Annotated in this window: 20 protein-coding genes; 10 read left to right on the top strand and 10 right to left on the bottom strand. The window is 61.6% G+C overall.

What is annotated here, in order from left to right; all coding sequences use genetic code 11:
• Positions 1-62: 62 nt before the first annotated feature.
• Positions 63-2342, bottom strand: a complete 2280-nt coding sequence (locus FDP25_RS12580; protein ID WP_154152222.1) for an NADP-dependent malic enzyme — start codon at positions 2340-2342, stop codon at positions 63-65.
• A gap of 119 nt (positions 2343-2461) precedes the next feature.
• Here FDP25_RS12580 and FDP25_RS12585 point away from each other — a divergent pair, with 119 nt between their 5' ends.
• The 5 genes from FDP25_RS12585 (at position 2462) to FDP25_RS12605 (ending at position 7519) form a co-directional block, all read left to right on the top strand.
• Entirely contained in the window at positions 2462-2872 is a 411-nt protein-coding gene (locus tag FDP25_RS12585; protein WP_154152224.1) for a cytidine deaminase, read from the top strand.
• 4 nt (positions 2873-2876) lie between these two features.
• Entirely contained in the window at positions 2877-4181 is a 1305-nt protein-coding gene (locus tag FDP25_RS12590) for a thymidine phosphorylase (protein WP_154152226.1), read from the top strand.
• 3 nt (positions 4182-4184) lie between these two features.
• The gene (locus FDP25_RS12595; protein ID WP_154152228.1) at positions 4185-5393 is read left to right on the top strand and encodes a phosphopentomutase; all 1209 of its coding nucleotides are present in this window, start codon (positions 4185-4187) and stop codon (positions 5391-5393) included.
• 12 nt (positions 5394-5405) lie between these two features.
• Positions 5406-6038: a uracil phosphoribosyltransferase gene (upp, locus tag FDP25_RS12600; RefSeq protein ID WP_154152230.1), complete on the top strand. Its 633-nt coding sequence runs from the start codon at positions 5406-5408 to the stop codon at positions 6036-6038.
• A gap of 65 nt (positions 6039-6103) precedes the next feature.
• Positions 6104-7519, top strand: coding sequence for an SPOR domain-containing protein (locus FDP25_RS12605; protein ID WP_154152231.1), 1416 nt, complete (start codon positions 6104-6106; stop codon positions 7517-7519).
• 48 nt (positions 7520-7567) lie between these two features.
• Here FDP25_RS12605 and FDP25_RS12610 read toward each other — a convergent pair whose 3' ends face one another.
• Positions 7568-8593, bottom strand: coding sequence for a M48 family metalloprotease (locus FDP25_RS12610; protein WP_154152232.1), 1026 nt, complete (start codon positions 8591-8593; stop codon positions 7568-7570).
• Positions 8594-8909: 316 nt separating this feature from the next.
• The gene (locus FDP25_RS12615; RefSeq protein ID WP_154152233.1) at positions 8910-10538 is read right to left on the bottom strand and encodes an AMP-binding protein; all 1629 of its coding nucleotides are present in this window, start codon (positions 10536-10538) and stop codon (positions 8910-8912) included.
• Between the two features lie 139 nt (positions 10539-10677).
• On the opposite strand from FDP25_RS12615, the gene FDP25_RS12620 reads away from it, so the two are divergent.
• Together FDP25_RS12620 and FDP25_RS12625 are read left to right on the top strand one after the other, a co-directional pair.
• A complete protein-coding gene (locus FDP25_RS12620; RefSeq protein WP_154152234.1) occupies positions 10678-11322 on the top strand; it encodes a sulfotransferase family 2 domain-containing protein in 645 nt (214 codons plus the stop codon).
• Between the two features lie 188 nt (positions 11323-11510).
• A complete protein-coding gene (locus FDP25_RS12625) occupies positions 11511-12176 on the top strand; it encodes a Hint domain-containing protein (protein ID WP_172982797.1) in 666 nt (221 codons plus the stop codon).
• Between the two features lie 54 nt (positions 12177-12230).
• Here the strand turns inward: FDP25_RS12625 and cuyB are convergent, their stop codons facing one another.
• The 3 genes from cuyB to FDP25_RS12640 form a co-directional block, all read right to left on the bottom strand.
• Positions 12231-12914, bottom strand: coding sequence for a cysteate racemase (cuyB, locus tag FDP25_RS12630; RefSeq protein WP_154152237.1), 684 nt, complete (start codon positions 12912-12914; stop codon positions 12231-12233).
• A gap of 24 nt (positions 12915-12938) precedes the next feature.
• Positions 12939-14246, bottom strand: coding sequence for a histidinol dehydrogenase (gene hisD / locus FDP25_RS12635; RefSeq protein ID WP_154152238.1), 1308 nt, complete (start codon positions 14244-14246; stop codon positions 12939-12941).
• Positions 14247-14378: 132 nt separating this feature from the next.
• On the bottom strand, positions 14379-14816 hold the full coding sequence (locus FDP25_RS12640) for a low molecular weight protein-tyrosine-phosphatase (protein WP_154152240.1): 438 nt from the start codon (positions 14814-14816) through the stop codon (positions 14379-14381).
• A gap of 43 nt (positions 14817-14859) precedes the next feature.
• Between FDP25_RS12640 and FDP25_RS12645 the strand changes: the two genes are divergently transcribed.
• Positions 14860-15552, top strand: a complete 693-nt coding sequence (locus FDP25_RS12645; protein WP_154152242.1) for an NAD-dependent deacylase — start codon at positions 14860-14862, stop codon at positions 15550-15552.
• A gap of 49 nt (positions 15553-15601) precedes the next feature.
• Here the strand turns inward: FDP25_RS12645 and FDP25_RS12650 are convergent, their stop codons facing one another.
• From FDP25_RS12650 to rpmB, 3 genes are all read right to left on the bottom strand, one after another.
• Positions 15602-16078, bottom strand: a complete 477-nt coding sequence (locus tag FDP25_RS12650) for a copper chaperone PCu(A)C (protein ID WP_154152244.1) — start codon at positions 16076-16078, stop codon at positions 15602-15604.
• A 42-nt stretch (positions 16079-16120) separates the two neighbouring features.
• Positions 16121-16471 carry a hypothetical protein gene (locus tag FDP25_RS12655; protein ID WP_172982798.1) on the bottom strand — a complete coding sequence of 117 codons (351 nt, stop codon included), beginning with the start codon at positions 16469-16471 and terminating at the stop codon, positions 16121-16123.
• A gap of 105 nt (positions 16472-16576) precedes the next feature.
• Positions 16577-16867, bottom strand: coding sequence for a 50S ribosomal protein L28 (rpmB, locus tag FDP25_RS12660; protein WP_154152249.1), 291 nt, complete (start codon positions 16865-16867; stop codon positions 16577-16579).
• 286 nt (positions 16868-17153) lie between these two features.
• Here rpmB and FDP25_RS12665 point away from each other — a divergent pair, with 286 nt between their 5' ends.
• Entirely contained in the window at positions 17154-17561 is a 408-nt protein-coding gene (locus tag FDP25_RS12665) for a (R)-mandelonitrile lyase (RefSeq protein ID WP_154152252.1), read from the top strand.
• Between the two features lie 204 nt (positions 17562-17765).
• Here FDP25_RS12665 and FDP25_RS12670 read toward each other — a convergent pair whose 3' ends face one another.
• Positions 17766-18749, bottom strand: coding sequence for a glutathione S-transferase family protein (locus tag FDP25_RS12670; protein ID WP_154152255.1), 984 nt, complete (start codon positions 18747-18749; stop codon positions 17766-17768).
• A gap of 303 nt (positions 18750-19052) precedes the next feature.
• Here FDP25_RS12670 and FDP25_RS12675 point away from each other — a divergent pair, with 303 nt between their 5' ends.
• Positions 19053-19277: a DUF6732 family protein gene (locus FDP25_RS12675; protein WP_154152257.1), complete on the top strand. Its 225-nt coding sequence runs from the start codon at positions 19053-19055 to the stop codon at positions 19275-19277.
• Positions 19278-19279: the final 2 nt, after the last annotated feature.

The following is a 19279-nucleotide window of genomic DNA, read 5'->3' on the forward strand; positions in this document are numbered from 1 at the left end:
CAAATCTGCAAACCTGAGCGGTGCAAAGTTTGGTCGGGCGCGTGGTGCAGATTCGCGTTGCTCTATCCGTAATGCGCCACCGGTGTTCCGGCGATCGCCGCCATGTTCAACAAGCCGCGTGCGGTGATGCCGGGGGTGACCACGTGGGCGCGGTTTCCCATCCCCATCAGGATCGGCCCCACCTCCAGCCCACCAGCCTTCATCTTGAGGATATTGCGCACCCCGCTGGCCGCATCGGCATGGGCGAAAATCAGGATATTCGCCGACCCCTCCATCCGGTTCCCCGGAAGCAGCCGCCCCCGCAGATCGGGATCAAGCGCCGCATCCACGTTCATCTCGCCCTCATAGGCAAAATCACGCGGCTCCGCGTCCAGAAGGTCGATCGCGGCGCGCAGGCGCTTACCCGACCCTTCGGCCTGATTGCCGAACTGCGATTGCGAACAGAGCGCCACATTGGGTGTCAATCCAAAGCGTCGCACATGCCGCGCCGCGCCGATTGCCGTTTCGGCCAGTTGTTCGGGGGTGGGCAGGGAATGCACATGCGTATCGGCAATGAACAAGGGCCCATCCTCAAGGATCATCATCGACAGTGCCCCGTGCGGGCGATGCTCGGCCGTGCCCAGAACCTGCGTGACATAGTTCAGATGCCAACGATACTCGCCGAAGGTGCCGCATATCAGGCTGTCGGCCTCATCGCGATGCACCATCACGGCACCGATGGCGGTGGAGTTCGTGCGCATGATCGCCTTGGCCAGGTCGGGTGTCACGCCCCGGCGCTTCATGATGTCATGATAGCTGCCCCAGTAATCGCGATAGCGGGGGTCGTCCTCGGGGTTGACGATGTTGAAATCCCGTCCGGGGCGAATTTCCAGACCCATCCGTTCACACCGCCGGTCGATGACCGAGGGTCGCCCGATCAGGATGGGCGTCTCGGTGGTTTCCTCCAGAATCGCCTGTGCGGCCCGCAAAACGCGTTCGTCCTCGCCCTCGGCAAAGACGATCCGGCGCGAGGCTGTCGCCGCCGCCTCGAACACCGGGCGCATCAACAGGGCGGATTTGAACACGCTGGCATCCAGATCCTCCTTGTAGGCTTTCAAATCCTCAACGGGCCGGGTGGCCACGCCGGTTTCCATCGCGGCCTTGGCCACGGCGCTTGAAACAACGCCCGAAAGCCGCGGGTCAAAGGGTTTGGGGATCAGGTAATCCGCCCCGAAGGTCAGTTGTTCCCCCTTATAGGCTGCCGCCGCCTCGGCGCTCGTGGTGGCGCGGGCCAGTTCGGCAATCCCCTCGACACAGGCAATCTGCATCTGGTCGTTGATCTCGGTCGCGCCGACATCCAAAGCGCCCCGGAAGATGAAAGGGAAGCATAGGACGTTATTGACCTGATTGGGAAAATCGCTGCGCCCGGTGGCGATGATCGCCTCGGGGGCCACGCTGCGCGCCTCGTCCGGCATGATCTCGGGTGTGGGGTTGGCAAGGGCAAAGACAATCGGGCGGTCCGTCATCTTCTCCACATGCCCGGGCTTCAGGACATTCGGCCCCGACAGCCCAAGGAACATGTCGGCCCCGTCGATCACCTCGTCCAGCGTGCGCAAATCGCTATCCTGCGCAAAGGCGGCCTTTTGCGGGTTCATATCCTCTTCGCGGCCCTTGTAGACCAGCCCGTGAATATCGCACAGCCAGACATTCTCGCGTTTCACCCCCAGCTTCAGCAGCAGGTTGAGGCAGGCAATCCCCGCGGCGCCGCCGCCGGTGCTGACGATCTTGATATCCTCGAACCGTTTGCCCGCCACATGCAGGGCATTGGTGGCCGCCGCCCCCACGACGATCGCCGTGCCGTGCTGATCGTCGTGAAAGACGGGGATGTTCATCCGCTCTCGGCAGAGTTTTTCAACGATGAAGCAATCGGGCGCCTTGATGTCTTCAAGGTTGATCGCGCCGAAGGTCGGCCCGAGCGCGCAGACGATATCGGCCAGTTTTTCAGGATCCGTTTCATCCACCTCGATATCGAAACAGTCGATATCGGCGAATTTCTTGAACAGAACGGCCTTGCCTTCCATCACCGGTTTGCTGGCAAGCGCGCCAATATTGCCAAGGCCAAGGACCGCGCTGCCGTTGGTGACAACCGCCACAAGGTTGCCGCGCGCGGTGTAGCGGCTGGCGTTTTTCTCATCCTCCTTGATTTCAAGGCAGGCTTCGGCCACCCCGGGGCTATAGGCGCGGCTCAGGTCGCGACCATTGGCAAGGGGCTTGGTGGCGCGGATTTCCAGTTTCCCGGGCTTCGGATACTCATGATAGGCCAGCGCCGCCTGGCGCAGGGTTTCCTTGTGGCTGTCAGTCATGGCATCCTCCCTGTATCGCGATAGTTTAATATTAAACTAATTGATATGCGGCGCAACCGGCCCTTATTGGCAGCTTGCATCGCGCGGCGCAGCGGCGCAATCTTAATCTGAAATGCCGCATGAAACGGAGTCACCTGATGGAGCTTATGAACGCCGCACGTAGCGTACGCGACAATGCTCATGCCCCCTATTCGGGTTTCCGTGTCGGGGCCGCCTTGCGCGCGGGCTCGGGGCGTATCTATACCGGGTGCAATGTTGAAAACGCCTCGTACCCCGAAGGCACATGCGCCGAGACAGGGGCACTTGCCGCCCTTGTCGCGGCGGGAGAGACAGAGATTATCGAGGCTGCAATCATCGCCGATAGTCCCACCCCAATCACACCCTGCGGCGGTTGCCGGCAAAGACTGGCCGAGTTCGGGGCAGGGGAGATACGCGTTCATATGGGAACACTCGATGGACGGTCTGAAACCATGACCCTTGCTGCGCTCCTGCCAGGGGCCTTTTCGTCACAGCAGTTCAAGAAAGACTAAGCCCATGGATGCGCGACAGATTATCGCCAAGGCGCGCGACGGTCAGCCCCTCGGCCACGACGCCCTCAATTGGATGGCGCAAGGTTTGGCCGATCACCGCGTCAGCGATGCACAGGCCGCTGCCTTTGCCATGGCGGTTTTGCTCAAGGGGCTTTCCGCCGAAGATCGCACGGCCCTGACGCTTGCCATGCGCGATAGTGGCAAGGTTTTGTCGTGGCCGACCGACCGCCCGGTGATCGACAAGCATTCCACCGGCGGCCTTGGGGATTGCGTCAGCCTCGTGTTGGCCCCGGCGCTTGCGGCTTGCGGGGCGATCGTTCCGATGGTGTCCGGTCGCGGCCTTGGTCACACCGGCGGCACGCTGGATAAGCTTGAAGCCATCCCCGGCCTCACCACCACGCTGACCGAGGGCCAGTTCCGCCGAGCTATCGACCACGCGGGCTGCGCCATTGTTTCGGCCACAGCTGATATCGCCCCCGCCGACCGGCGGCTTTATGCCATCCGCGATGTCACCGCCACGGTCGAAAGCCTTGACCTGATCACTGCCTCGATCCTGTCCAAGAAGCTCGCCGCAGGGCTTGAGGGGCTGGTCTTGGATGTCAAACTCGGCTCTGGCGCGTTCATGAAAACACCCGAGGACGCGACGGCCCTTGCCGCCGCCCTTGTCGATACCGCCAATGCCGCAGGTTGCAAGACAAGCGCCCTGATTACCGATATGAACCAGCCGCTGGCCCCCGCCTTGGGCAACGCCCTTGAAGTGTCCGAGGTGATGAAGGTGCTCACCGGACAGGCGAAAGGGCGGCTTCATGATCTTAACTGCGCACTGGGTGGTGTGGCGCTGTCCAATGCCGATCTGGCCGCCGATCCCAACACCGGGGCCGCGCAAATCGCTGATGCGATTGGAAATGGCCACGCCGCCGAGCATTTCGGCCACATGGTTGCCGCTATGGGCGGGCCGGTGCATTTCACCGATCAATGGCAACGCTTTCTGCCCGAAGCGACCGTGATCATGGAGGTTGAGGCCCCTCGCGCGGGCTATATCGCCGCGATGGAAGGCGAGGCGATGGGCCTTGCCGCCATCATCCTTGGCGCGGGCCGACAGGTGGAAACCGATCTTGTCGATCCCGCCGTGGGTATTGATCAGGTCCTGCCGCTGGGAGCGAAAATCGCCAAGGGGCAACCCTTGTGCCGCATCCATGCCGCCCGCACCGATCAAGCCGACCGCGCCGCCGAGATGCTATTGAACGCCATCACCATCAGCGACAGCGCCCCCGAGGTGCCGCCGCTGATCCATGACAGGTTGGGCTGACTCATGCCGCGCGCCTTCCTCGTCGTCATGGACTCCGTCGGTATCGGCGGCGCGCCCGATGCGGCGCAGTTCTTCAACGGCGATACGCCCGACACCGGCGCCAATACCATCGCCCATATCGCCAAGGCGCATCCCGGCGGGTTGCAGTTGCCCGCTCTGGATGCGCTTGGCCTTGGCGCGTCGCTACATCTGGCCTCGGGCGCCATGGCCCCCGGCCTTTCGGCCAAACCCACCGGGCTTTGGGGCTGCGCGACCGAGGTTTCGCCGGGCAAGGATACGCCCACCGGCCATTGGGAACTGGCGGGCGTTCCCGTGCCGTGGCAATGGCATACCTTCCCCGATGAAACCCCGGCCTTCCCGCCGGATGTGGTCGAAGCCGTCAAGCGGGCCGCTGGTACCGACGGCATCCTCGGCAATTGCCATGCCTCCGGCCTCAGGATCATGCGTGATCTGGGGGGCGAGCACCTGCGCACCGGCTGGCCCATCTGCTACACCTCTGCCGACAGCGTCTTTCAGATTGCCGCGCATGAGCAGGCCTTCGGCCTTGACCGCCTGCTGGATCTCTGCCGCACCGTGGCCCCCATGCTGCACGATATGCGCGTGGGCCGCGTGATTGCCCGCCCCTTCGTGGGCGACGAAGACTCCGGCTTCCGCCGCACCCCCAACCGCCGCGATTTCGCCATCCCGCCCCCCGCGCCCACGCTCTGCGATTGGGTGCAAGGGGCCGGGGGCAAGGTCCATGCCATCGGCAAAATCGGCGACATATTCTCGATGCAGGGCATCGATGACGTGGCCAAAGGCACCGATGCGCAGCTCATGTCGCACCTGTTCGATGCGGTTGACAACGCCGGGGATCACAGCCTCACCTTAGCCAATTTCGTCGAATTCGACAGCCTCTATGGCCATCCCCGCGACCCGTCGGGATATGCCCAGGCCCTCGAATGGTTCGACAGCCGCATCGCCGCCCTGCTGCCGCGCCTGCGGGATGGCGATATGCTCCTGCTCACCGCCGATCACGGCAATGACCCAACGTGGCATGGCACCGACCACACCCGCGAACGCGTGCCGGTCCTGATTGCCGGTCTGGGGCCGGGGGAGTTGGGCCAGATCGCTTTCACAGACATAGCCGCCAGCATCGCCGCCCACCTTGGCGTGCCCGCCCAAGGGCCGGGCCAAAACCGCCTGCCGCCCCATCTGACCCGAACCCCATAACCCGGAGGCCCCATGCCTGATCACCTGACCATCGTCGATCACCCCCTCGTGCAGCACAAACTGACCGTGATGCGCGAGGTGGCGACCCCGACCGCCACCTTCCGCCAACTCCTGCGTGAAATCAGCCAGCTTTTGGCCTTCGAGGTCACCCGCGACCTCGACCTCACCACGCGCCAGATCGAAACGCCGCTTTGCGAGATGCAGGCCCCAACACTGGCCGGGCGTGATCCGGCCCTCATTTCGATCCTGCGGGCGGGGAATGGCTTTCTTGACGGTATGCTTGATCTCATTCCTTTTGCGCGTGTGGGCTTTGTGGGGCTCCAGCGTGACGAAGAAACGCTTGAACCCATGCAGTACTACTTCAAGGTCCCCGACCGACTGGACGAGCGTGCCGTGATCGTGGTCGATCCGATGCTGGCGACGGGCCATTCCTCGGCGGCTGCCATCGACCTTCTGAAGCAAAATGGCGCAAAGAATATCCGCCTGATGTGCCTTGTCGCCGCCCCCGAAGGCGTGGCGCACATGCACGAGAAACACCCCGATGTGCCACTCGTCATTGCCGCCCTCGACGATCACCTGAATGAGAAAGGCTATATCGTGCCGGGGCTAGGGGATGCGGGTGACCGCATGTTTGGCACAAAATAAGCTATCTGCTGTTTACTCAGCGGAACAAATCAGGCAAGATTCCCCAATCTGTCTTGGGGGACAAAATGCAGGTGAAACGTTTACTGGCGTGTGCTGTCATCGCCGCTTCCATGGGTATCGGGGTCTTGCAGGCACAGGATATGGCCGACGTGCAGGTCCCGGCGGAATTTCCGCCCGCCTCCTACAAGGCGCGGCAATACGTCGATAGCCGCGGCTGTGTCTATGTCCGGGCCGGGATCGACGGAAATGTCAATTGGGTGCCGCGTGTCTCGCGCAGTCGTAAGCCGATCTGCGGCTTCAAACCCAGTCTGGCAGGACAATCGGCCAAGACCACGCAAACCGCCGCCGCGCCCAAATCCGAGCCGAAGCAAATCAAGATCGAGGCCACACCGAAACCCAAGGCGAAACCGGCCCCGACGCGCACGGCGAAGGGTGTCAAACGTCCGGCCCGCACAGCCAAGCCCACGCAGGTTCGCAAGGTTCCTGCGGCCACCACCGCAACCGCCCCCAAGACGGTCAAGGTGATCAAGCGCACCGCGCAGGCGCCCAAGCCTGCCCCCAAGGCACAGCCCAAGCGCATGGTCAAGAAAGTGGCCGCCCCCCAAGGGCAACCGGCCTGTCAGGGGGCAAGCGCCATTTCGCGGCAATACTACCGCACCGCGCCGGGGACCAGCGTTCGTTGCGGTCCGCAAAACACGCCACATGCCTTCGTCGTGGAAAGCCGCACCGCCCGCGCCAACGCGATGCGCGCCCCGCGCGGCGCGCAGGTCACGACCTACCAAAGCGCCCAGCCCGCGATCCGGCGAGCCGCGCCGCAACCGCGCCGGACAGTCTCCAATGCACAGGTTCGCGTTGTGCCCAAGCATGTCTATGACAAGCAGAAAAACAGTACGGCGGGTATCTCGGTGCCGGACGGTTACAAACCCGTCTGGGAGGATGATCGCCTGAATCGCCGTCGCGCGCATCAGACCTTTGAAGGCATGGCACAGATGGAGGTGGCGTGGTCCAACACCGTGCCCCGCTACCTGGTCAACCGTAAAACGGGCCGCGACATCAGCTATATGTATCCCGGTCTGCAATACCCCTACACCAGCTTCGAGGATCAGCGCGCCGCAGGTGTCACGATCGCGACCCGGGGCCGCGTCGTGCAACCGCCGCAGCGGGTGACAGATGCCACAGCGCGCCGCGCCACCGTATCAACCCGCTCGGTCGCGCCCAAGGCCAAGCCGCAACAGAAAACGGTGCGCAAGGCCAGTCGCCCTTACGTTCAGGTCGGCGCCTTCCGCGATGCCGGGCAGGCACAACGCGCGGCGCAACGTCTGGCCAATGCAGGTCTGCCCACCCGAATGGGCCGCGTGACCCGTGGGGGTCAGGACTATTCCATGGTCAAGGTCGGCCCCTTCCGTACGCAGCCACAGCTTGAACGTGCCTTGCGCAAGGTCCGTGGCAAAGGCTACGGGCAGGCGCGGCCCGGCAACTGATCTCGATGTCATGCGACTGAAAAGCGCCCCTCGGGGCGCTTTTTCATGTTACCCGCCGCAAATCCCCTGAAGGCGCAACCAATTGGCATCGCTCAGTACCGGCTCGGGCGTGGCCGTGGCATAGGGGTCGGCCTCGATCAGGGGCAGGGTCGTTTCCCCCGAAATATCGCGCGCATAGGCATAGGGGGTGGACCGTACACGCCATGCTTCGAACCCCTTGAGCAGAACATCTTCGTCCAGATCGGGGCGCTCGCCGGTCAAAAGATACTCGGCATAGGCATTGAGCGTTTCCTCGTCCAATGCCCCGGTGGTCAGAAGCCGGATACTCGACCACAGCCCGCCATGCGCCAGCAAGTCGTCTAGTGGGTCATTCACCTGCGCACGCAGACGCTCGGCCACGATATAGCCAGCCACGACATCGGGGTCTTCGTAGTCTTCGACCAATCCGCGATTGAGAAGGATGGTGCCTCCGGGCAAGGCGACCGCATCCTTTACCCCGCCGCGCACCACCGCCAACTGCCCCGCACCGCCCGGCGCAGGCAGGCGGCGGGCCAGACGCATTAGCGCATCGCGCCCGCCCGCCTCGCGACAGGCCGGGCCGGTGACGTTCTGAATGCGCTCGAACAGGGCATTGCCGATTTCGGTCCGTTTGACGTCCGGTACGACCGAAACCGCATGGCGCCGTGTTGCATCCGGCAGCCAGAACACCGCCAGACCCGCCACTGCGGCCATCGAGGCCAATAACATGACCAGTCGAAGACGCCCGGGGTGCGGGCGTTGCCGTGCGATCGCGGCGCGCAGCTTTTCGATGGCCTCGACCATCTGGTCCTCGTTTTCGGCCAGTTCAAGGGTTTCGCCGGGGTCGCCGTCGGGATGATAGATTGCCGGGGTCACGCCCGGATTGGCGCGGTCCACCGCTGCCAGTGACCAATGTGCCAGCGCCCGATCCTGCATGTCCGTGATCACAAGGGTCGCATCGCCAATCGAGACAATCACCTCACTGCGCTGTTCCTCGAGGGAGGCGCGCCACAGGCCCGAGGCCTCAAGCCGGTGATATTCACTCAATGCGGTCATACGGTTTGTGTGGGCCTGCTCTGCCTCTTTGACAGTACGATAGCACGGGCCAGTGTGGGGCGTCTATCGCCTATGGGCCTTTCGGGGCGGGGGCGTCACGGCCACTCCATGTTAAGATGCCCGCGGGGACGGATGAGCGACCCATGGAAACGTACGAAACTCGCGTGCGTTTCGTACGTTTCTCACCGTTCGCCCTGTTAATTCCGGGGGTGCCGGGGAAAAATACCGACGCGATACCGACGTCTTGCCGACGCGGTGCAGAAAGGGGTTTTCCTTGTTAACCAAGGGGTTGTACCCGATTCGGACCGCGTCGGGGCTACATCTCCCGCGCCATCGTCCGCAGTTCGAATTTCTGGATCTTGCCGGTCGATGTTTTCGGAAGCTCCTGAAAGACAACAGCCTTGGGCGTCTTGAATCCGGCCAGCCGTTCACGGGCAAAGGCGATCAGGTCCGCCTCATTGGTCTCGGCCCCGTCCTTGACCTCGACAAAGGCGCAAGGAACCTCGCCCCACTTCTCATCCGGCTTGGCCACGACGGCACATAGCAGCACCGCCTGATGCATCATCAGGACACCTTCCACCTCGACCGAGCTGATGTTCTCCCCGCCCGAGATGATGATATCCTTGGCCCGATCCGCGATTTGCAGGTAGCCATCCGGGTGCTGAATGGCGATGTCACCGGAATGGAAATACCCCCCGGCAAAGCTTTTTGCCGTGGCCCTGGGATTCTTCAGATACCCCTTCATCACCGTGTTGCCGCGGATCATGATCTCGCCTTGCTGGGTGCTGTCCATGGGCGTTTGCTCCATGGTTTCAGGGTCCATCGCGGTGATGTCACCGGCCATGGGCATACTGACACCAGTGCGTGCCTTGATGGTGTAGCGTTCCTCGTCCGGCAGGTCATCCCATTGCGCTTGCCAGATGCACTCGGTCACGTGGCCATAGGTCTCGGTCAGGCCATAGACTTGCGTGACATGGAACCCCAAGGGTTCGATCGCGCGCAGGGTGGCCGCGGGCGGCGGAGCCCCGGCGGTGAAGACTTCGACGATATGATCGAAGGCCCGCCGCTCGTCGTCCTTGGCGTTGACGATGGTGTTCAGAACAATGGGCGCGGCACCGAAATGGGTGACGCCCTCATCGGCAATGGCATCGTAAATCGCCTTTGCGGTGATGTCCCGGCAGCAGATGATCGTGCCGCCCAGCATGGGCATCATCCATGTGTGGTTCCAGTTGTTGCAGTGAAAAAGAGGGACGATTGTCAGGTACTTGGCATAACGCGGCATCGGCCATGTCACCGCTGTCCCCATGGTCATTAGGTACGCGCCGCGATGGTGATACACCACGCCCTTGGGCCGCCCCGTCGTGCCAGAGGTATAGTTCAATGCAAGGCTTTCCCACTCGTCTTCCGGCATGATCCATTCAAAATCGGGATCGCCCGAGGCCAGCAGGTTTTCGTACTCGGTGTAATGCCCATGGGCATGGACACCGGCCTCGTCATCGGCGACCTCGATCACCGTGGGGGGCGGGCCCTCCATCTGTTCGATGGCGTCCGCGACAACCGGCAGGAACTGCGGATCGACCAACACGACCTTGGCCTCACCATGATCGAGGATATAGGAAATCGTATCGGCCTCCAGCCGCGTGTTGATGGCATTCAGAACGGCCCCACAGGCGGGCACACCGAAATGCGCCTCGGCATGGGCGGGCAGATTGGGCAGAACCGTCGCCACCACGTCACCCGGTGCAACGCCCAGTTTCATCAGCCCCGAGGCCAGACGGGTGCAGCGTTCATGGTATTCCGAATAGGTGCGACGGATGGAGCGATAAACAATGGCCTCTTGATCAGGGTAAAGCCGCACGGCGCGTTGCAGATGTGACAGCGGAGTCAACGGCACGAAATTCGCCGCGTTCTTCTCCAGTCCGGTCTCGTCCCGCATCCAACCCATGGTAATCCCTCCCTGATTCCCCGCGTTTAAGGTGCAGGAAAGCTTATTGAGTTTGGTGGTGTAAGCAATTGTTAATGGTCTTCCCGATAGGGTTCCCAAAGCCTTGTCCAATCGCGGCCTTGGTTCTAGCGTGCCTGACATGATTATTTCGCCCGGGCGCAATTATATCTTCGTGCATATCCCCAAGACCGGGGGCACATCCATGGCGCTCGCGCTTGAGGGACGGGCGATGAAGGATGATATCCTGATCGGCGATACCCCGAAGGCCAGGCGCCGCCGCAAGCGCCTCAAGGGGGTCGAAACCGCCGGGCGGCTTTGGAAACACTCGACGCTGGCCGACATCGATGGGCTGGTTTCACCCGATGTAATCGACCGCGCCTTCGTGTTTACCCTTGTGCGCAACCCTTGGAATCGGATGGTCAGCTATTATCACTGGCTTCAGGATCAGGCGTTTGAACACCCCGCCGTGAGCCTTGCGAAGGCGGTCGATTTTTCGACCTTCCTAAACACGCCTGAAACACAAGCCGCCATGCGTGCGGCACCCTATGGGCACTACGTGACCGACGCCAAGGGCCGCGAGCGATGCGATGCCTTCATCCGTTTGGAGCATCTCGAAACCGATGGCGCGCCTTTGTGGGAGCATCTTGGCTTCTGCCTCGATCTTCCTGTTAATAATCGGTCAACTCGGGACAGGGATTATCGGCGTTATTATTCGCAGGATGATTCGACCTTGGTAAAATCGCTCTTTCATCATGATGTTGACAGATTTGGCTATGCATACTGACCGCTGGCTGTCGTGCCGCTGACGATGATTGCCATTTTTTCATCTCATTGATGCTCAACTGCGAACAGTGCCCCAATTCCGCCCTTTTCCCGACCAAGGAGCGGCAAGAGAATCGCGCTTTGTGGTCTCATCAAAACAAGGCTCGCTGCTACGGGTCGCGAATGAGGGGATAGAAGATGCTTGGTTGGATGTCTGCATCATACATGGGGACCAAACGCACCGCAGAAGTCACTGCCGCCTACGACGGTGCGGCTACAGGGGTTATGACCGGGTTGCTGGCCGGAACCTGTGTCGCCACTGCCATGGGATGGCGCAGGGTCGATGCTATGGCCGAAGGTGACCAGGTTCTGACCTTCGACAATGGCCTTCAGGAGGTAACCAAGGTTACCCGCATCCGGTTATGGGATGGGGAAGGCCAATGCCCTCGTCGTTTCTGGCCACTTGAGGTGCAAGCGGGTGCCTTGGGCAATCGTTCCACCCTGAAAATACTGCCGAGCCAACCGGTGATGTTGGAAAGCGATGCCGCCGAGACGCTTTACGATGATCCTTTCGCGCTTGTCCGGGCTCGTGTTCTCGAAGGAATCCGAGGGATCGACCGCACACCGCCTGCCAATGACGCCGAAGTCATATTGCTGTACTTCGCCGACGAGCAAGTGGTTTTCGGCAAAGATGGTGCCTTGATCTTCTGCCCCTCGTCGCGTGACCTGATCGAACGTTCGCTGGATGGTGATGACTCTCAGTATTCCATCCTGCCCATGCACGAGGCCATTCGACTTGTTGACAAGATCGAAGGTGACAGTTGGTGCCGTGGTCCGGCCGCGCCGTATCAAACGAATGACGCAACCGCTGCCTGAAACAAACGGCTTCCAATGCCAAGGGCCCAGGATTTTCCGGCCGACCTTACAGGTTTAAGATCGGGCGAATTTCACGATACCGGAGACGAGGCAATCCAAGCTGTCAGTCCATGGCATATCATCCGGTAAGTTGTTGGTAAGAAGGGATAACTCCGTGCAAGCCACAAGCAGGTGGTCCGCGCCATGATCGCGCAATTGCAGGGCGATCCGTTTCAGTTCCGGACCGGTCTGACTGGCGTATTGTCCAGCTTTCACCGCCCGGATCACCTCAAGAAGCGCGCCGTCATCCGGTAAGGTCAACGGAGTCAGGCCGCGTTCCGCGAATGGTGCATCGAAGACACCTGTCAGCCGCGTCGCGGGTGAGGCCAGCATACCCACCGTCTTGGCCCCGGCCCGCGCCAGATGGTCGGCTGTCAGATCCAGCATGTTGAGGAACGGCAGGGGGCTGGCCGCCTGTACGACCGGAGCATAGTGGTGCGCCGTGTTGCAGGGCATCGCCAAGGCGGAAACCCCTGCCTTTTCAAGATCTTGGGCCATATGCGCCAAGATCGGCGCCGGGTCGGCGCCGGTGCCCTCGATCAAGGCCTTGATCCGGCTGGGCACCTGTGGGTTCTGATGTACGATCAATGGGATGTGATCGGCGTCGTCGCGCGCGTCCGGTACCGCTTTGAAGACCTTTTGCATCAAAAGAATCGTGGCCTCGGGGCCCATTCCGCCAAGGATGCCGATGGTTTTCATGGGTCACGTCCCTTCGTGCGCAGATTACCCGTTCTGATTGGCGCTAAGTTTGCTGGTATTGGCTAGCTGATCAAGTCGAATATCTGCACTTCGGGCGTGTCCTTCCATGCGCTCCTCGCGGCTGATCCGGGCGCTGACGCGGGCGAGGTCGGGCAAGGCGCGCTCGTCCACTTGCTGCCAAGTCACTGTTTTCAGGAACTTATGCACTGATAAACCCCCGGTATAGCGCGCGGCACCGGATGTGGGCAGCACGTGGTTCGGCCCGGCGGCCTTGTCACCGAAGCTGACGGTGGTGTTCTCTCCCAGGAACAGCGAGCCATAGGCACGTAGCCGATCGCGCCAGAAGCCAAGGTCGCGGGCCTGCACATGCAGGTGCTCGGGGGCTTTTTGGTCGGCGTATTGCGCCATCTCTTCGTCATCGTCGCACAGGACGATCTCGGCCATGTCACGCCATGCAATGTCCGCCGCGGTCCGGTTTGGTTCGGGCAGGTCGGCAATAAGGCGCGGCACTTCGGTCATGACCGCCTCGGCCAAGGGGCGGTGCGTGGTGGCCAACCACACAGGGCTGTTGACACCGTGTTCGGCCTGACTCACCAGGTCGACGGCCACGGTCAGCGGGTCGGCGCTTTCGTCGGCAAGGATCAGGCTATCGGTCGGACCTGCGAACATGTCGATCCCTATGGGGCCGAATAATTGTCGCTTTGCTTCGGCCACATAGGCGTTGCCGGGGCCGACCAGAATATCCGAAGGCGGCGCGCCAAACAGGCCAAAGGCCATGGCCGCTATGCCCTGTACGCCACCTATGCACAGGATACGGCTCGCCCCGGCGAGGTGCATCGCATAAAGCATTGGCGCAGGGATGCCCTCGGACCCATTTGGCGGTGAGCATGCCGTTATGTCACCCACACCGGCCTCACGCGCCGTCGCAATGGACATCAGGGCAGAGGCGATATGTGTATATCGGCCACCAGGTACATAACAACCTGCCGCCGACAGCGGGATTTGCTTCTGTCCGGCGATCAGCCCGGGGCGCAGTTCGATTTCCATATCCTGCGCTGTTGCACGTTGTGCGGCCGCAAAGCGGCTGATGTTGTCATGTGCCCATCTGATATCATCCTTGAGATCCTGCGGAACCTTGGCCACGGCTTTTTCGATTGCATCAGTTGAGACGGTGATCTCGCCCTGCCAGTTGTCCAGTGTCCGGGCATATTCAAGTGCGACCTGTCCGCCGCCTTGGCGCAATCGAGCCAGCATGACCTGCACAGTGTCAATGATGTCAGCGGCTGCTTGCGGCGTCTCTCCGGGGGCGGTTTTCAACGGGGTTACAGGCATTGGGCATCTCCTTGTTCTGTCCTGAATGGGGGTGCTTGAGGCGGCAGGACAAGGGAAAGGATGCAATGCCTGGTGTGTTTTTTCAGGCGCTTAAAGTCATGTTCGGAAAAGCCGAAGCCCTCTGGTCGGGGCTTACAGGCTATCGCGCAGGCCTTTGGCCGCGGCTTCTATCAAATCCAGAACACCGTTGAAATCACGGGTATAGTAAGGGTCGGGCACATGGGTCATCCCAGTTGCTGGGGCATAATCCGTCAGGCGTTTCACAGGTGTGGCACTGCCCGCGGGGCGCAAGCGTTCAATCGCCTCAATATTGGCGTCGTCCATACCGATGATCAGGTCGAACGCTGTAAAGTCACCTGCGTGAAATTGACGTGCACGCAGATCGGAAAGGTCATGCCCTCGCGTCTGTGCCGCGGATTGCATCGGTCCGTAAGGTGGCTCTCCGATATGCCAGCCGCCGGTGCCTGCGCTATCGGTTTCGACATCGGGGGCAAGGCTGCGGAAGACACCCTCGGCAGCGGGGGAGCGGCAGATATTGCCAAGGCAAACGAACAGGATTCGGGTGGTCATCGCGGTCTCCTTTGGGCACATATGCATAAGCCAAGGAGGGAGCATGGAAAAGATCGTCATTCTGACCGGCGCCGGGATTTCTGCGGAAAGTGGTCTTGGAACATTCCGGGACGAAGGCGGCCTTTGGGCGCAGCACCGGATCGAGGATGTGGCCACGCCTGAAGGGTTCGTGCGCGATCCGCAATTGGTGCATGATTTCTATAACGCTCGCCGCGCTCAAGCCGCAGAGGCAAAGCCGAACCCGGCGCATGAGGCCCTTGCCCGTTTGCAACGCGAGGCCAAGGGCGAGGTCGTGATCGTCACCCAGAACGTGGATGGCCTGCACGAGGCGGCGGGGGCGACAAGAGTTTTGCATATGCATGGCGCTTTGGACGGCGCGCTTTGTGCAGCTTGTGATCATCGGTGGGGTGCACCGTTGACCATGGCGCCCGATGATCTGTGTCCGGCATGCCAAAAGGCGACAACGCGCCCTGATATCGTCTGGTTCGGGGAGATGCCGTATTATATGGATGGCATCTGGCAACATCTTGAAGAGGCGGATGTTTTCGCGGCTATCGGAACCTCGCGGCAGGTCTATCCGGCGGCGGCTTTCGGGCAGCATGCGGGCCGGGCCGGGGCGCATACGGTTGAGTTGAACCTGGAGCCATCGGCCAATACCCGGGATTTTGCCGAAGCGCGGCACGGACCGGCGTCCGCGGTTGTGCCACTCTGGGTCGAGGATGTGTTGTCACTCTAGGGTGCGCGGAGACATGCCGGGCTCAATTGAGCCCGGCACATCAATGATATCATTCGGACATTTTGCCGTGGCCACCACCCTGCATCGGTTGGCGTTCAAGGTCGACGGGGACTTCGACCTCGATCTCCCCTGCTTTCTCAAAGGTCAGGGTCAGGGGGATCATTATGCCTTGTTCGAAGGGTTCAGAGATGCCCATGAACATGACGTGATGGCCGCCACGCTGCATCTTGATCATGCCTTCGGCGGGCAGGGCAAAGCCTTCTTCCACGTGCATCATCTTCATGACGCCGTTGGCGTCTTCCTTGTGGGTGTGCAGTTGTACGACCTTGGCGGCGGGGGACGAAACGCCGATCAGGCGGTCGTCTGTGTCGCCTTGGTTATGGATCATCATGAAGGCCGCGCCTGTCTTGGCGGACATGGCCGAGGAGCGCGCATAGGCATCGTCCACCATGATATCGGCGGCCATGGCGGGCAGGGCGGTTGCAAGGGTGGTGAGGGTCGCGAATGCGATGGATTTGAAGGACATTGGTCTCTCCTGAACATATGGTGTCTGGTCGATGATAATGGACTAGATCGCGAAAGGAGGCGCGCGGGCAGCGAAGGCGCAAGACAGTGTTGGCCGAAATTCCAGCGTCAAATCAATGGCTTCTGCCTCAGACTTGCCTGTGTCGTGTGTCAAGTCAGGCTGCGTTGGCGTCAGGGCGTTGAAAAGGCCAAGGGCGCAGTCGGGGCAAATGTGAACCTGGCCCGTCGGTTGTCCGTCGGCATCGACCAGAACCGTGACCGGCCCCGTTCCGGTACAGAGCACGGCCTGCCCTACAGGGGCGGGCGCACCACGGGCGACGGCCATTGTCTGGCTGGTCAGGGCCAGTAACAGGGCGAGGGCAAAACCCAGGTATGTCCGCAAGGGGCGAGTCATGCGGATAGATATAGGCCCTCGGTCGCCGGGAAGAAAAGCGACAAAACGCAACAGCCCCGACCGATTGGACGGGGCTGTAAAATCACATCGTTAAGATCGTGCTGATCAGGCGTTCGCGGCCTGAGCCTTGGCGATTTCTTTCTTCACTTTCAAAGCGTTGGCCGACAGCTCGGTGTCTTTTGCCTTGGCAAGATAGCCGTCCAGACCACCGCGGTGATCGACGCTGCGCAGGGCAGACGCAGAGATTCGCAGCTTGATCGCGCGGCCCAGGGTTTCGGACTGCAACGACACGTCCTGCAGGTTGGGCAGGTAGCGGCGCTTGGTTTTGTTGTTGGCGTGGCTGGAGTTATTGCCAACCATCGGGCCTTTTCCGGTCAGTTCGCAGCGGCGCGACATGGGCTTTTCCTCGTGTTTGCTGGGGCTTGACGAAGCCCTGCTCAATACAAACGGGCACCGCCATAGGCAGCGCCCCGAATTCATCACAGGGTCTTTAGGGGGAAACTATGGGGGCGTCAAGGGATTCGGGGCGGCCTTTGTCAAGGGCACGTCGCATTTCGTACGAGTCGTACGTTCAAGGGGGGAGTTTCGTACGAAAATCCGGGATGTGTAAAATTATTTCGTACGAGTCGTACGATCTGGCATTAGTTTCGGGGCATGCGGCGGTGACAAGGGAGGCGCGACAATGAAGATCATGCGAGCGGGGGAACGCCCCAGCAAGCTGGCCAATCCGGAGTGGTTTACCGGGCGGGTCTGGCAGGAGCCGGTGGTGGAGGCCGAGGCGCCGGCGCGGCTGCACGCCTTGCGGGTGACCTTCGATCCCGAAGCGCGGACGGCCTGGCACACCCATCCCTTGGGGCAAACCCTGCATGTGCTGTCGGGGGTCGGACTGGTGGGGCTGCGCGGCGAGCCGCCAAAGGTGATCCGGCCGGGTGATACAGTGTGGATCCCGCCCGGGGTGGAGCATTGGCATGGTGCCGCGCCCGACAGCCAGATGTGCCATCTAGCGATGCAGGAAGCCGACGACACGGGCCGGGTGGCCGAGTGGCTGGACCAGGTGAGCGATGCGGAGTATCGGCGGACGACGCGATAGCGCGGGCGGTTTACCCATTGGTAAGCCTTCTGTGGCGCAATACGATGTGTCGCGTGAGGTGATTTGACTGTGCATCTTGGGGGCGTTGCCCCCGTCGCCCTGCGGGCGTCTCCCCCAGGGTATTTGGCCCAAGAAAAAACCGCCCCTGCTTTTTCTTGGCAAAAATACCCATGGAGCCACGCCTGATCCGGACGGCAGGGTTTGTTATTTCAAGCGATCACGCCCGTGGTTCGACATCAGGTCCAGGTCGGGCCCGATGGGCACGATGCGATGTGGATTGATGGTGTCGTGGCTGTAGTAATAGTGCCGTGTGATGTGGTCGAAATTCACCGTCTCGGCCACGCCGGGCCATTGGTAAAGTTCGCGCAGGTAGCCCCAGAGGTTGGGGTAATCGACGATCCGGGCGCGGTTGCATTTGAAATGCCCGTGGTAGACGGCATCGAAACGGATAAGGGTTGTGAAAAGCCGCCAGTCGGCCTCGGTCAGGCGGTCGCCCATGAGATAACGGTTGGTCGAGAGCCGCTCTTCCAGCCAGTCGAGGCTGTCGAAGAGGGGTTTGACGGCCTCTTCATAGGCCTCTTGCGTGGTGGCGAAGCCGGATTTGTAAACGCCGTTGTTGACGGTGTCGTAGATGCGGGCATTCACCGGCTCAATCGCTGCGCGCAGGTCTTGCGGCCAGTAGTCATCGGTGTTGCCGGTAATGTCGTCAAAGGCCGAATTGAACATGCGGATGATCTCGGCGGATTCATTGGAGACAATGGTTTCGCGGGTCTTGTCCCAGAGGATCGGCACGGTGACGCGGCCCGAGGCATCGGGCTTGGCCTTGGTATAAAGGTCGCGGGCGAAGGGCAGGTCGTAAAGTTGGTCTCCGGTGGCGCCGGGGTAGTCTGGGCGAAACTCCCACCCGTCCGATAGCATGTCGGGGTGTACGACGGAGACGCCGATGTGTGGCTCAAGGCCCTTGAGGGCGCGGAAGATCAGCGTGCGGTGCGCCCAGGGGCAGGCGAGCGAGACATAAAGGTGATACCGATCTGATTCCGCTGGAAAGCCGCCCTCGCCGCTGGGGCCCGCCGCGCCATCGGTCGTGATCCAGTTGCGGAATTTCGAGGTGTCGCGCTGAAATTTCCCGCCGGTGCTGTCGGTATCGTACCAGCAGTCGTGCCATTCGCCGTCGATCAAGAGACCCATTGTGCCATCCTCCTTTACGGCCAATCTAGGGGCGTCCGCGAGGGCCAGACAGGCCCGCCGCCGCGCAGGGGGCGTGCGGGGCTGCACATGTCGCTGGTTGGTGGTCGGGGGGCGTTTCCCGGTTTGCGCGTAGGCCGTGGGAGGGCTATACCTGAAGTGACGATGCCCCGAGGGGCCGGAAAGGTGTGCAGGCGGGATCGACCCAATCCGGGGGTCTTGTGTCTGGAATCGTCAAGGCGGCGGATGTGCCGTGACCCTCCTTTCCGGGGCCTTTCGGGGTGAAACGGCAAAAGGGGATATCCCATGAAACACGCAATCCTTCTGGTGGCGCTTTTGGCGGCAAACGGGGCACAGGCGCATCCCGGCCATTTGGCCGAAGTGGCGGGCCATGGTCATTGGCTGGGGGCCGCGGCCTTGGGCGCGGCGATTGCCATCGGGCTTTGGGCCGGTCTTAAGGGCCGCAAGGACGAGGCGGCGGATGAGGCCGAGGGCGAAGAGCCTGCCGACGAAGAGTTGCAGGAGGCCTGAGC

Source organism: Roseovarius bejariae, from assembly GCF_009669325.1.
GTDB classification, from domain to species: Bacteria; Pseudomonadota; Alphaproteobacteria; order Rhodobacterales; family Rhodobacteraceae; genus Roseovarius; species Roseovarius bejariae.

Bases quoted from the DNA above. Each gene is read 5' to 3' on its own strand.
- FDP25_RS12595 (WP_154152228.1), top strand. From the start codon at position 4,185: ATGCCGCGCGCCTTCCTCGTCGTCATGGACTCCGTCGGTATCGGCGGC.
- rpmB (WP_154152249.1), bottom strand. From the start codon at position 16,867: ATGTCGCGCCGCTGCGAACTGACCGGAAAAGGCCCGATGGTTGGCAAT.
- FDP25_RS12580 (WP_154152222.1), bottom strand. From the start codon at position 2,342: ATGACTGACAGCCACAAGGAAACCCTGCGCCAGGCGGCGCTGGCCTAT.
- FDP25_RS12670 (WP_154152255.1), bottom strand. From the start codon at position 18,749: ATGGGTCTCTTGATCGACGGCGAATGGCACGACTGCTGGTACGATACC.
- cuyB (WP_154152237.1), bottom strand. From the start codon at position 12,914: ATGAAAACCATCGGCATCCTTGGCGGAATGGGCCCCGAGGCCACGATT.
- upp (WP_154152230.1), top strand. From the start codon at position 5,406: ATGCCTGATCACCTGACCATCGTCGATCACCCCCTCGTGCAGCACAAA.
- FDP25_RS12585 (WP_154152224.1), top strand. From the start codon at position 2,462: ATGAAACGGAGTCACCTGATGGAGCTTATGAACGCCGCACGTAGCGTA.
- FDP25_RS12650 (WP_154152244.1), bottom strand. From the start codon at position 16,078: ATGTCCTTCAAATCCATCGCATTCGCGACCCTCACCACCCTTGCAACC.
- FDP25_RS12675 (WP_154152257.1), top strand. From the start codon at position 19,053: ATGAAACACGCAATCCTTCTGGTGGCGCTTTTGGCGGCAAACGGGGCA.
- FDP25_RS12615 (WP_154152233.1), bottom strand. From the start codon at position 10,538: ATGGGTTGGATGCGGGACGAGACCGGACTGGAGAAGAACGCGGCGAAT.
- FDP25_RS12590 (WP_154152226.1), top strand. From the start codon at position 2,877: ATGGATGCGCGACAGATTATCGCCAAGGCGCGCGACGGTCAGCCCCTC.
- FDP25_RS12625 (WP_172982797.1), top strand. From the start codon at position 11,511: ATGTCTGCATCATACATGGGGACCAAACGCACCGCAGAAGTCACTGCC.
- FDP25_RS12605 (WP_154152231.1), top strand. From the start codon at position 6,104: ATGCAGGTGAAACGTTTACTGGCGTGTGCTGTCATCGCCGCTTCCATG.
- FDP25_RS12640 (WP_154152240.1), bottom strand. From the start codon at position 14,816: ATGACCACCCGAATCCTGTTCGTTTGCCTTGGCAATATCTGCCGCTCC.
- FDP25_RS12620 (WP_154152234.1), top strand. From the start codon at position 10,678: ATGATTATTTCGCCCGGGCGCAATTATATCTTCGTGCATATCCCCAAG.
- FDP25_RS12645 (WP_154152242.1), top strand. From the start codon at position 14,860: ATGGAAAAGATCGTCATTCTGACCGGCGCCGGGATTTCTGCGGAAAGT.
- FDP25_RS12610 (WP_154152232.1), bottom strand. From the start codon at position 8,593: ATGACCGCATTGAGTGAATATCACCGGCTTGAGGCCTCGGGCCTGTGG.
- FDP25_RS12665 (WP_154152252.1), top strand. From the start codon at position 17,154: ATGAAGATCATGCGAGCGGGGGAACGCCCCAGCAAGCTGGCCAATCCG.
- FDP25_RS12655 (WP_172982798.1), bottom strand. From the start codon at position 16,471: ATGACTCGCCCCTTGCGGACATACCTGGGTTTTGCCCTCGCCCTGTTA.
- hisD (WP_154152238.1), bottom strand. From the start codon at position 14,246: ATGCCTGTAACCCCGTTGAAAACCGCCCCCGGAGAGACGCCGCAAGCA.